Genomic DNA, 12,576 nt, shown 5'->3' on the forward strand with positions numbered 1-12,576 from the left:
ACTGCGAATAGGCCCGTTTGTACAGTGCACTGCGGTACGCTCTTTCACAGCGCCGCATGCGGTCGCCCATTCCATCCCGACATCTTCTTTCGCCGGGGCTATAAAAAAAGGCGTACCGCATGGTTCATAAACGGCATTGCGTGCCCCCCGCCTTTTCGCTAAGAGACCCGCAACTTGAGGCTCTTTATCAAAAAGAGCCGACTGGGTTTGTTCTTGTCCGCACCTGAAAAACGGCTGGCGGAAAAAAGGGATGGTACTGGTCAAGGCTATGGCTCGCATTGTCATGAAATTCGGCGGCACGTCCGTCGCGAACCTCGAACGCATTCACAATGTCGCACGGCATGTGAAACGCGAAGTGGATGCCGGCCATGAAGTGGCCGTGGTCGTTTCCGCCATGTCCGGTAAAACCAACGAGTTGGTGGACTGGGTGCAGAATGCTGCGAAGGTGGCTGGCGCCAACGCCGCCTCCTTTTACGATGCACGCGAATATGACGCGGTCGTTGCATCCGGCGAGCAGGTGACATCGGGTCTTCTGGCGATAACGCTGCAATCCATGGGCATCAATGCGCGCTCATGGCAGGGCTGGCAGATTCCGATCCGCACAGACAACGCACATGGTGCCGCCCGCATTCTGGAGATTGACGGTTCGGATATCGTTCACCGCATGGGCGAGGGCCAGGTTGCCGTTGTTGCCGGTTTCCAGGGCATCGGCCCGGATAACCGCATTGCGACGCTCGGTCGCGGCGGTTCGGACACATCAGCCGTTGCCATCGCCGCCGCCGTCAAGGCGGACCGTTGCGATATCTATACCGATGTCGATGGCGTCTATACCACCGATCCGCGCATCGAGCCCAAGGCTCGCCGCATGAAGAAGATCGCTTTCGAGGAAATGCTCGAAATGGCGTCTCTCGGTGCGAAGGTTCTGCAGGTTCGCTCCGTCGAGCTTGCCATGGTACACAAGGTGCGCACCTTCGTTCGCTCCAGCTTCGAGGATCCCGATGCGCCGGGCATGGGCGACCTCATCAACCCGCCCGGTACTTTGATTTGTGACGAGGAAGAAATCGTGGAACAGGAAGTCGTAACCGGCATCGCCTATGCCAAGGATGAAGCACAGATCTCGCTGCGCCGCGTGGCCGACCGTCCGGGCGTCTCCGCCGCGATCTTCGGGCCACTGGCCGAAGCGCATATCAATGTCGACATGATCGTGCAGAACATCTCCGAAGATGGGTCGCGCACCGACATGACCTTCACCGTTCCTTCTGGCGACGTTGCCAAGGCTCTGCGCGTTCTGGACGAGAACAAGGCCCAGATCGGCTTCGACGTTGCGCAGAACGAGACCGGCCTTGCCAAGGTTTCGGTCATCGGTATCGGCATGCGCAGCCATGCTGGCGTTGCTGCCAGCGCCTTCAAGGCGCTTGCCGAGAAGAACATCAACATCAAGGCCATCACCACTTCCGAGATCAAGATTTCGATCCTGATCGACGGTGCCTATGCCGAACTGGCCGTTCGCACTTTGCATTCTGCTTACGGTCTCGATAAGAACTAAGCTCGAGACATCGGTTCCCGATGCTCCGATTCTTCGGGGTTGCGTTCTTCCGATGTGGCGTTTCATGAAAGCGTGTCCCTTGCGGGACGCGCTTCTCGCGCTATAAATTTTTTAAATGACGTTTTGATTCTCGAATATTATGACATTCGGATCGGAAGCGTCGGGGAGCAAACGCGATGAGAGACCTTTCTGCAGGTCCGCGCGTCCTGCTAAAGCGGCTGCGCGAAATGATGGCGGAGCACCTTGAGCCGCAGGACCGTCTGGACCAGATCGTCCGTCAGATAGCCAGCAACATGGTGGCGGAGGTTTGCTCGGTCTACGTGCTGCGTTCCGACAGCGTGCTGGAGCTTTACGCTACCGAAGGTCTCAACAAGGATGCCGTGCATCTTGCCCAGCTGAAAATGGGGCAGGGTCTTGTCGGTACCATTGCCGCTTCCGCCCAACCTCTCAATCTTTCCGATGCGCAGGCGCATCCGGCTTTCCGCTATCTTCCTGAAACGGGTGAGGAAATTTATCATTCCTTCCTCGGCGTGCCGATTTTGCGCTCCGGTCGCACTCTTGGCGTTCTTGTGGTCCAGAACAAGGTCAGCCGAACATACCGAGAGGATGAAGTTGAAGCGCTCGAGACAACCGCGATGCTCATCGCTGAAATAGTGGCGAGCGGTGAATTGAAAAAGATCACCCGCCCCGGTGTGGAGCTGGACCTGACGCGTGCCGTTTCCATTGATGGCGATGCTTATGGCGAAGGCATCGGTCTTGGTCATGTCGTGCTGCATGACCCCCGAATCGTTGTCACCAATCTGCTGAATGAGGATGCCGATACCGAAATCCTGCGTCTTGCCGACGCGATCGGTTCGCTGCGCCTGTCGATCGACGACATGTTGCAGCGCCGCGACGTCCCGACCGAAGGCGAGCATCGCGAGGTTCTTGAGACCTACCGCATGTTCGCCCACGATCAGGGCTGGGTGCGGCGCATGGAAGAAGCTATCCGCAACGGCCTGACGGCGGAAGCTGCGGTCGAGAAAGTGCAGAGCGACACAAAGGCGCGCATGATGCGCCTGACTGATCCCTATCTTCGCGAGCGCATGCATGATTTCGACGATCTCGCCAACCGGCTGCTGCGCCAGCTGATCGGTTTCGGCGGTCGAAGCCCCGAGCATGATTTTCCGCTGGACGCCATCGTTCTGGCGCGCGCCATGGGTGCCGCCGAATTGCTGGATTACCCGCGTGAGAAATTGCGCGGCCTGGTGCTCGAAGACGGTGCGGTGACGAGCCACGTCGTGATCGTGGCGCGCGCCATGGGCATTCCGATCATCGGGCAGGCGACGGGCATCGTCGCCCTCGCTGAAAATAACGATCCCATCATCATCGACGGCGATGACGGCCAGGTGCATTTGCGCCCGATGTCGGATTTGCAGCGCGCCTATGAGGAGAAGGTGCGCCTGCGTGCCAAGCGCCAAGAGCAGTTCCGCGCGCTTCGCAATGTCGAGCCGATCACCAAGGATGGCCAGAAGGTCAACCTCAAGATGAATGCGGGTCTTCTCGTAGACCTGCCGCAGCTCGAGGAATCCGGCGCCGATGGCATCGGCCTGTTCCGCACCGAGCTGCAGTTCATGATCGCCTCCAACATGCCCAAGGGCGAGGAGCAGGAAGCGTTCTATAGGTCCGTCTTGCGGCAGGCCAAGGGCAAGAGCGTTACCTTCCGCACGCTGGATATTGGCGGCGACAAGGTCGTTTCCTATATGCGCGGCCAGGAAGAGGAAAACCCGGCGCTCGGCTGGCGGGCGATCCGCCTGTCGCTCGACCGCCCGGGTCTGATGCGCACACAGATGCGCGCGCTTCTGCGTGCTGCCTCAGGTGCTGAACTACGCATGATGTTGCCGATGGTGACGGAGGTTTCCGAAATCCGCGCGGCGCGCGATCTGCTTCAGAAGGAAGTGCAGCATCTTTCGAAATTCAGCCATGCGCTTCCGAAAAAGCTGCAATTTGGTGCGATGCTGGAAGTACCTTCGCTGATGTGGCAACTCGATGAGCTGATGCAGGAAGTGGATTTCGTCTCCGTCGGTTCGAACGACCTGTTCCAGTTTTCGATGGCGGTCGATCGCGGCAATGCAAGGGTTTCGGATCGTTTCGACAATCTTGGTAAGCCGTTCCTGCGCATTCTGCGCGATATCGTGCGCGCTGGCGAAAAGCACCACACCTCGGTCACGCTTTGCGGCGAAATGGCAAGCAAGCCACTTTCGGCCATGGCTTTGATCGGCCTTGGTTTCCGTTCGGTTTCCATGTCGCCGACGGCGATTGGTCCCGTCAAGGCCATGCTTCTCGGGCTTGATGCCGCGAGCCTTGCCGATGAGCTGAACGCTGCGCTCGACGATCATAATTCGCTGGAAAGCGCGCGCGAGGTGTTGTTACGCTTTGCCGCGACGCATTCCATTCCCATTTAAAAGACCTGTTTCATAATCGGAGTGACTGGTGGCGAAGCTTCCCGTCGAAAAAATGCGCGAGTTGGAAAGGCGTTTCGGAGAGATCGAAGCGCGGATGTCGGCTGGTCCGGCAGCGGATGTATATGTGAAGCTGGCTTCGGAATATTCCGAACTTGAGCCGGTGGTGAAAAAAGTCCGTGAATACGAAAAGGCGGTCTCCGAGGCCGCCGGTCTGCAGGCGCTGCTTGCCGACAAGACGACCGACAAGGACATGCGCGATCTGGCGGAAATGGAGCTGCCGGAGGTCGAGGCCCGAATTGGCCAGCTTGAGAAGGAAATGCAGGTCCTGCTGCTTCCCAAGGATGCGGCGGACGAAAAAAGCGCCATCCTCGAAATCCGCGCCGGCACGGGCGGATCCGAAGCGGCACTTTTCGCCGGCGATCTGTTTCGCATGTATGAGCGCTTCGCTTCAGCCAAGGGCTGGAAAGTTGAAGTTCTTTCCGCAAGCGAAGGCGAGGCGGGCGGTTACAAGGAAATCATCGCCACGATCAGCGGGCGAGGGGTGTTTTCCAAGCTGAAATTCGAATCCGGCGTGCACCGGGTGCAGCGCGTGCCGGAAACAGAAGCGAGCGGCCGCATCCACACCTCGGCAGCCACTGTTGCCGTGCTGCCGGAGGCGGAGGATATCGATGTCGAAATTCGCCCGGAAGATATCCGTATCGACACGATGCGGGCTTCGGGTGCAGGTGGCCAGCACGTCAATACCACTGACTCCGCCGTTCGCATCACCCATCTTCCGACGGGTTTGATCGTTACCAGTTCTGAAAAGTCGCAGCACCAGAACCGCGCCAAGGCCATGCAGGTTCTGCGCTCGCGTCTTTACGACATCGAGCGCCAGAAGGTGGAAAGCGAGCGTTCAGCCGACCGCAAGAGCCAGGTCGGTTCCGGCGACCGTTCCGAGCGTATCCGCACTTACAATTTTCCGCAGGGGCGGGTCACTGATCACCGCATCAACCTGACCCTCTACAAGCTCGACCGGATGATCGAAGGCGAGATCGACGAGCTTGTCGACGCGCTGATTGCTGATTATCAGGCCGGTCAGCTTGCCCAGCTCGGCGAACAACAGCTTTGAGTGGCGGCGCTGACGGGACCGTTTCGACCGAGCTTGCCGCAGCCCGCAAACGGCTGCAGGCGGCGGGCATCGCCGACCCGCTGCTTGATGCGCGCCTGCTGGTCGCCGACGTTACCGGTTTTTCACTGACCGATTTCGTGATGAAACCGGACCATCCCGTCACTCGGGAAGAAAGCGCCCGCATTGCCGCCATGGTCGAAAGGCGCGCAGGCGGAGAGCCAGTCCATCGTATTCTCGGCTACCGCGAATTTCACGGGCTCGATCTTCTTTTATCGACGGAGACGCTCGAACCCCGCCCGGATACGGAAGTTCTGGTCGATACGCTGTTGCCTGCGTTGAAAAAAAATGTTGCCGACAAGGGCAGTGCGCGCATTCTGGATCTGGGTACGGGCACGGGTGCGATCTGTCTGGCGCTTCTCAAGGAATGTCCGGAAGCAACTGGCGTCGGCAGCGATATCTCCGCCGATGCGCTGGAAACCGCAGCGAAAAACGCTGCCCGAAATGGTCTCGCCTCGCGTTTTGAAACCATGCGTAGCGACTGGTTCAAAAAAATCTCTGGCAGGTTTGACATAATTGTGTCGAATCCGCCTTATATAAGAAGTGACATCGTCACAACGCTAGACCGAGAGGTTTGCCATCACGATCCGATGGCGGCGCTGGACGGAGGTCAGGACGGCCTTGCACCGTACCGCCTCATCGCTGCCGACGCAGGCCGCTTTCTTGTGGAAAACGGGATTGTCGGTGTGGAGATCGGTTTCGATCAAAGGCTTGATGTTTCCGCTATATTTGCTTCCCACGGCTTCTCTCTTCTCGACGCTGTGAAGGATTATGGCGGCAACGACAGAGTTTTGACCTTCCGGAGATAGTTGTTCGCGATACGTCTGCGGATTATTTGCAAGGATATTTTGCACAGCAAAAGAAAAGGCTTGGATTTCCGCATGAAGCGGGATAGTTTGCCGCCACATGCCGGGTGGCTGAGGACGAATTTAGATTCGTCAGGGTATGGGTCAGTCCCGAAGCGGGTTCTTTTGAGAACCCTGAAGGCTGGGCGTTTCCGGCATGTGAATCAGTAAACTTTGTTCGCAGGTGGCTCGTTGCAGCATTTTGCGCGACCGGTCGTCATACGCGGGGTCTTGTCTGGGGTTATCTCCAGCAGGGCGCGTAATGGAGCAATTTCAGGAAAAGTTTCCAGCGGTTTTCCGCCCGGAATTGCATGAAAATAACCAGATTGTCAGCAAAACAGAATTCAGGTGAGCAATTGATGAGGCCAGGACAGCAAAACAAGCGCGGCCGGGGGCGTGGAAGCAACAACAACAATAACAATGGTGGCGGTAACAACAACAACTTCAACCGCAAGGGCGGTAACCCGCTTACCAGGACTTATGACAGCTCCGGTCCCGATGTTAAAATTCGTGGCACAGCCCAGCACATAGCGGAAAAATACGCCACCCTTGCGCGGGACGCGCAGAGTGCTGGCGACCGCGTGATCGCTGAAAACTATCTGCAGCACGCTGAACACTACAATCGTATCATCGCCACCGCTCAGGCCCAGATGCAGGAGCGTTTCCAGCGCGACGACCGTGGCGAATACAATGCTTCGGATGCCGACGATATGGATATGAACGACGGTGACGATGGTGCACCGCAGCAGCAGTTCGAACAGCCGGAACGGGTTCAGCAGCCGGAGCGCCAGGAACGGCAGGAGCGCACCGAGCGTTCCGAGCCGCGTCAGGAACGCCGTGAGCGCCCGGACCGCCGCGAACGGCAGGAGCGCCAGCCGCGCCAGCCGCAGGCTTCGGACGAACGGCAGCAGCCGGTATACGACGCCAGCCAGGCGCCTCAGCCCGTCATCGAAGGCACGCCTATGGAAGTGGCCGTCGAGGAACAGCAGCAGCAGACGGAAGCGCCAGCGACTGAACGCGCACCAAAGGCCCGCCGCGCCACTGGCCCACGCCCGCGTCGCCCGCGCCGCGCCGCAACCGCGGAAGGTGCTGAGGGTGCCGAAGGCGGAGATACGCCAGCCGGTGATGAGGCAACACCTGCCACGCTCGAAAACGCTGCTGAATAAGCAGGGTTTTCAAAATACCACGCGATTGAAAAAACTCCGGCTTGCCGGAGTTTTTTTGTTTTTGGGGTCGGGTGTAAAAGCTTGGGCGCTTTTCGAAGGGGGCAATCGCGGCAAACAGTCGTGACGCTTATCAAGTCCGGCTAAAATTTCCCCGGCAGTCGTTTTCCTCCCCTTTAAACCGATGAAAATGCCTCCCATATTCCTGCAGTAAGGACGGATGCCGCATGCAGCGGTAACCGTCCATCAAGAGGCGGCAATCGTGAAATCTGTAAAACGCGACTGCCGTAGCGGGGCTTGCCTTTGAGGGAGCCTCAACCCAAACACCCGGATCCGTGCCGAAAGCGGGCGGGCCGGTATATGGAGGTTCGACTATGAATATTGAAAAATACTCCGAGCGCGTTCGCGGCTTTCTGCAATCGGCGCAGACGTTTGCGCTTGCGGAAAATCACCAGCAGTTTTCTGCCGAACATGTGCTGAAAGTTCTGCTTGATGACGAGCAGGGCATGGCAGCATCGCTGATCGAGCGTGCTGGCGGCGACGCCAAGGAAGTGCGCTTGGCCAACGATGCGGCACTGGCGAAATTGCCCAAGGTTTCCGGCGGCAATGGCGGCCTTTCCCTCACGGCTCCACTTGCGAAAGTGTTCTCGACTGCGGAAGAACTCGCCAAGAAGGCTGGTGACAGTTTCGTCACCGTCGAGCGTCTTTTGCAGGCGCTGGCGATCGAAAACTCTGCTTCCACCTCGGCGTCCCTGAAAAAGGGCGGCGTGACGGCGCAGGCGCTCAATCAGGTCATCAATGAAATCCGCAAGGGCCGCACGGCTGACAGCGCCAATGCCGAACAGGGCTTCGACGCGCTGAAGAAGTTCGCGCGCGACCTGACGGAGGAAGCCCGCGAAGGCAGGCTCGACCCGGTGATTGGCCGTGACGACGAAATCCGCCGGACCATTCAGGTGCTTTCACGCCGCACCAAGAACAATCCCGTGCTGATCGGTGAACCCGGCGTCGGTAAAACGGCGATTGCCGAAGGTCTTGCGCTGCGCATCGTCAATGGCGATGTGCCCGAAAGCCTCAAAGACAAGAAGCTTATGGCGCTGGATATGGGTGCGCTGATCGCTGGCGCGAAGTATCGCGGCGAGTTCGAGGAGCGCCTGAAGGCGGTCCTGAACGAAGTGCAGGCGGAAAATGGCGGCATTATTCTGTTCATCGACGAGATGCACACGCTGGTCGGTGCCGGCAAGGCCGATGGCGCCATGGATGCGTCCAATCTGCTGAAGCCCGCTCTTGCCCGAGGTGAACTGCACTGCGTTGGCGCCACCACGCTGGATGAATATCGCAAGCACGTGGAAAAGGATCCGGCCCTTGCCCGTCGTTTCCAGCCGGTGCTCGTAGATGAGCCGACCGTTGAGGACACGATCTCGATCCTGCGCGGCCTGAAGGAAAAATACGAACAGCACCACAAGGTCCGCATTTCGGATTCGGCCCTGGTTGCAGCTGCAACGCTTTCCAACCGCTACATTACCGACCGGTTCCTGCCCGACAAGGCAATCGACCTGATGGACGAAGCCGCTTCGCGCCTTCGCATGCAGGTGGATTCCAAGCCGGAAGAACTGGACGAACTGGATCGCCGGATCATTCAGCTCAAGATCGAACGCGAAGCCTTGAAGCAGGAGACGGATCAGTCATCCGTCGACCGCCTGAAGAAGCTCGAGGACGAACTGGCCGATACCGAAGAAAAGGCCGATGCCCTGACGGCCCGCTGGCAGGCGGAAAAGCAGAAGCTGGGCCATGCCGCAGACCTCAAGAAGCGGCTGGACGATGCCCGCAACGAACTGGCAAGTGCCCAGCGTAACGGCCAGTTCCAGCGCGCCGGTGAATTGACCTATGGGATCATTCCGGGCCTCGAAAAGGAACTGGCTGCAGCGGAAGCGCGTGACAGCAGCGGTGCTGGCTCGATGGTCCAGGAAGTGGTGACGGCGGACAATATCGCCCACATCGTTTCCCGCTGGACCGGTATTCCTGTCGACAAGATGCTGGAAGGCCAGCGCGAGAAGCTGCTGCGCATGGAAGACGATCTTGCCAAGTCCGTGGTCGGGCAGGGCGAGGCCGTGCAGGCCGTTTCCAAGGCGGTTCGCCGTTCGCGCGCGGGTCTTCAGGATCCGAACAGGCCGATCGGCTCGTTCATCTTCCTCGGCCCGACGGGCGTGGGCAAGACCGAGCTGACCAAGTCGCTCGCCCGGTTCCTGTTCGACGACGAGACCGCGATGGTTCGCCTCGACATGTCGGAATTTATGGAGAAACACTCCGTTGCCCGGCTTATCGGTGCGCCTCCCGGCTATGTCGGTTACGAAGAGGGCGGTGCGTTGACGGAAGCGGTTCGCCGCCGGCCCTATCAGGTCGTGCTGTTTGACGAGATCGAGAAAGCGCATCCGGACGTGTTCAACGTCTTGTTGCAGGTGCTGGATGATGGCCGTCTGACCGATGGCCAGGGCCGCACCGTCGATTTCAAGAACACCATCATCATCATGACCTCGAACCTCGGTTCGGAATTCATGACGCAGATGGGCGACAATGACGATGTGGATTCGGTTCGTGACCTGGTGATGGAGCGTGTCCGGTCGCATTTCCGGCCGGAATTCCTCAACCGTATCGACGATATCATCCTCTTCCATCGCCTGCGGCGCGACGAGATGGGTGCGATCGTGGAGATCCAGCTCAAGCGCCTCGTCTCGCTTCTGGGTGATCGCAAGATCACCCTCGAACTGGATGAGGATGCCCGCAACTGGCTTGCCAATAAGGGTTACGATCCGGCCTATGGCGCACGTCCGCTGAAGCGTGTGATCCAGAAGACCGTTCAGGACAGGCTCGCCGAAATGATTCTCGGCGGCGAGATCCCGGACGGATCGCGGGTCAAGGTGACCTCTGGCACCGACCGGCTGCTTTTCAAGGTCAAGCCCCCAAAGGGTGAGGCCGAGACTGAAACCGCCGATGCGGCATAAAACGAAAGGGCTCCGGTAACGGAGCCCTTTTTCGTATAGCGGTCCCTCTGGTCACGAGGCCCGGCGGACTAGCGGCTCGCCACCTGATTGGGTTTTTCTTCGATGTTGAGTAGATTGTCGATCCGCTTTCTCTCGTCGGAGAACCGCGCGAGCGCTACGCCGGAAAGCGATTTGCCGCCAGGCAGACGCACTTTCATCGCGTCCACTTTCGTGCCGTTAACGATCAGCTCGTAATGCAGATGCGCGCCGGTCGAAAGGCCGGTCGAACCGACATAACCGATTACCTGGCCCTGCCGGACCTTTGAACCCTCGGTGACACCCTTGGCGATGGCGCTCTGGTGGTTATAGGAGGAGACGTAGCCATTGGCGTGGCGGATCAGGGTCTGGTTGCCGTAACCGGAGGCCCAGCCGGCCTTTTCGACAGTGCCGTTGCCTGTCGCGATGATCGGCGTGCCGCGCGCTGCCGCCCAGTCGGTGCCGGTATGCATGCGGCTGAATTTCAAAACCGGGTGGCGGCGCATGCCGAAACCTGATGTCATGCGGCCGTTCGGAACCGGATTGCGCAACAGGAACTGCCGGATGCTCTTACCGTTCTCGTCGAAATAGTCGATGCTGTTATCGTCCGGGTTCTGGAACCGGTAAAACCGCGTCTCGTTATCGCCGAACTTGGCGTTGACGTAGAGCAGTTCGGACTTGTCCGTCGCCTTGCCATCCGCATCTTCCACGGAGAAGAAGGCCTCCAGCGTATCTGCCGGTTTCAACTGCGCCTGAAAATCGACGCTGCTGGCCAAAAGCTTGATGAGCTGGGAGACCATGCCCTGATTCATGCCATAGGCCAGAGCCGCCCGGTAAACGCCATCGTAGACGCTGGGCAGATCGCGGCCGGCGGCCGGTGCCGGGGTGCTGTCAAAGGCCGTCGCCACCGCGTCGAGCTTCGGCGGTTCGCTGGCCTTGATGAAATTCTTGCGATCGTCCACGGCCATGGTGACCATGTGGCGACCCTTGCGATAAAGGCTTACGCGTACGATGTCGCTTTTGTCGTCTTCCTGAATAATGCCGACGCGGAGCACATCGCCGCTTTCGACATTGTTCGACTGGAGTTGCGGTGACAACAGGCCAGCGATTTCGGAGGATTGCGCCTTCGAATAACCCGCGCCGAATAAAGCGGCTTCGATGGTTTCGGTCTGGCGGGCAGGGATAACGTCGTCGGCATATTCCTTGACCGGAACCGAGGGCGATTGAGGGGTCGAAACCGACATATTCTGTTCGACGACACGGGCGGCAAGACCGGCGGTGATATCGACATCACCCTCATCATTATCGAAACGACGGGGGTCAATGTAATAGAGCGCTGCAAGCTGCTCGTTACCATCTGTCAGGATCGAGCCGTTCGAGCGCACTGCCTCCTCCACCTCGTCGAAGCTCAGGGAGCCGGCGAAGGGATACTTGGAGTGCTGGATCGGAAAGGCGACCGTTTTCAGGCTGACTTCGGATTCGACCTCGGAGCCGTAGATTGTGCCCGTGCGGCTCGGCGCCGGCGCCGGGGCGTCCTTGTCGTCGCCGCTTGCGAAAATGTTCAGGGGATCGAAGGCGGGATAATCGTCCTGTTTGGCGTAGTTGGACGCCAGCGGAATTTTGACGTGTGAGAAGGGAACCTTGCGGACCACTTCCTTGTCGCCCTCGTTGATAACGGTGGAGACTTCCATGATCGAGCGGTCCGAGGGCCGGGCCGCAATATTGGGCGCAACGAGGCGTGTGCCGCGGCGTGCCGCTTCCGCGGTATTGTTGCCCATATCCGCCTTGGCAAAGGCCTCGGCCGGAATGGCAAGCTGCTGGCGGCCATCAAGAGCTGCAAACAGCGCAACACCCATCAATATGGAAGAGGTAATGCCGGTAAGGAACGTGCCGGAAAGCCATCTGAGCGAAATCTCACGGCGATCGGGTGCACGGCGCCCTTCCGCCAGAATTGGCGGTTCCGTGCCTAGCGACCGGATCACGTTGCGATCCGCAGTCATACTAGCTGTGCCCCGTGGGTCATGCGCTCTCCAGAAACTTCAGGCGAAGGTGTGCAACTTTCAAAGCCGTGAGTCAAATTGATCGGCACCCTCAATAGATATGCCGGCAACAGGCTCGCGCGCGTGCCCGCATTAACGTTTTATTGGCAAAGCAATTAGCGAGGAGTCGGGCCAAAACAAGGCGCAGCACCATTCATATGGGTTCAGGCTGCATTCCCTTGTTGAAAATCGGTCCGTTGGTGGAGGCCAATGGGAGGCATAATCTCGAAAAATCAAAACTCTCTTTTAATATCAATGCTTTGAATGTTTTTTTTAGAATTTGTATTTTGGTGTGTTGACTTGTTTGAGGGTGATCTCTTATAAGTCCGCTCACTGAACGAGGGCGGCGGCGCTGCT

Annotated in this window: 8 protein-coding genes; 6 read left to right on the forward strand and 2 right to left on the reverse strand. The window is 58.7% G+C overall.

Annotated elements, in window-relative coordinates; genetic code table 11:
• Window positions 1–268: 268 nt before the first annotated feature.
• The 6 genes from ACQZ63_RS24055 (at window position 269) to clpB (ending at window position 10,165) form a co-directional block, all read left to right on the forward strand.
• Window positions 269–1,546 (forward strand): aspartate kinase, encoded by a 1,278-nt coding sequence (locus ACQZ63_RS24055; RefSeq protein ID WP_004432098.1) that lies wholly within the window; start codon window positions 269–271, stop codon window positions 1,544–1,546.
• A 176-nt stretch (window positions 1,547–1,722) separates the two neighbouring features.
• Window positions 1,723–3,990 carry a phosphoenolpyruvate--protein phosphotransferase gene (ptsP, locus tag ACQZ63_RS24060; protein ID WP_004432101.1) on the forward strand — a complete coding sequence of 756 codons (2,268 nt, stop codon included), beginning with the start codon at window positions 1,723–1,725 and terminating at the stop codon, window positions 3,988–3,990.
• 28 nt (window positions 3,991–4,018) lie between these two features.
• Window positions 4,019–5,101 (forward strand): peptide chain release factor 1, encoded by a 1,083-nt coding sequence (gene prfA, locus ACQZ63_RS24065; protein WP_004432104.1) that lies wholly within the window; start codon window positions 4,019–4,021, stop codon window positions 5,099–5,101.
• Window positions 5,098–5,967: a peptide chain release factor N(5)-glutamine methyltransferase gene (gene prmC / locus ACQZ63_RS24070; protein WP_448799435.1), complete on the forward strand. Its 870-nt coding sequence runs from the start codon at window positions 5,098–5,100 to the stop codon at window positions 5,965–5,967. The genes prfA and prmC overlap by 4 nt, the downstream gene beginning before the upstream one ends.
• A gap of 395 nt (window positions 5,968–6,362) precedes the next feature.
• The gene (locus ACQZ63_RS24075; protein ID WP_004432110.1) at window positions 6,363–7,169 is read left to right on the forward strand and encodes a DUF4167 domain-containing protein; all 807 of its coding nucleotides are present in this window, start codon (window positions 6,363–6,365) and stop codon (window positions 7,167–7,169) included.
• Window positions 7,170–7,540: 371 nt separating this feature from the next.
• Window positions 7,541–10,165 (forward strand): ATP-dependent chaperone ClpB, encoded by a 2,625-nt coding sequence (clpB, locus tag ACQZ63_RS24080; protein WP_004432113.1) that lies wholly within the window; start codon window positions 7,541–7,543, stop codon window positions 10,163–10,165.
• A gap of 68 nt (window positions 10,166–10,233) precedes the next feature.
• Here the strand turns inward: clpB and ACQZ63_RS24085 are convergent, their stop codons facing one another.
• Both ACQZ63_RS24085 and ACQZ63_RS24090 read right to left on the reverse strand, forming a co-directional pair.
• Entirely contained in the window at window positions 10,234–12,180 is a 1,947-nt protein-coding gene (locus ACQZ63_RS24085; RefSeq protein WP_013762143.1) for a M23 family metallopeptidase, read from the reverse strand.
• Between the two features lie 193 nt (window positions 12,181–12,373).
• On the reverse strand, window positions 12,374–12,576 hold a 203-nt coding region (locus tag ACQZ63_RS24090; protein ID WP_448799436.1), incomplete at its 5' end, for a hypothetical protein.

The sequence above is a fragment of the Agrobacterium sp. CG160-95 genome, assembly GCF_053521725.1.

Coding starts and splice junctions, on each gene's coding strand:
- ACQZ63_RS24055 (WP_004432098.1), top strand. CDS start 269: ATGGCTCGCATTGTCATGAAATTCGGCGGCACGTCCGTCGCGAACCTC.
- ptsP (WP_004432101.1), top strand. CDS start 1,723: ATGAGAGACCTTTCTGCAGGTCCGCGCGTCCTGCTAAAGCGGCTGCGC.
- ACQZ63_RS24075 (WP_004432110.1), top strand. CDS start 6,363: ATGAGGCCAGGACAGCAAAACAAGCGCGGCCGGGGGCGTGGAAGCAAC.
- clpB (WP_004432113.1), top strand. CDS start 7,541: ATGAATATTGAAAAATACTCCGAGCGCGTTCGCGGCTTTCTGCAATCG.
- ACQZ63_RS24085 (WP_013762143.1), bottom strand. CDS start 12,180: ATGACTGCGGATCGCAACGTGATCCGGTCGCTAGGCACGGAACCGCCA.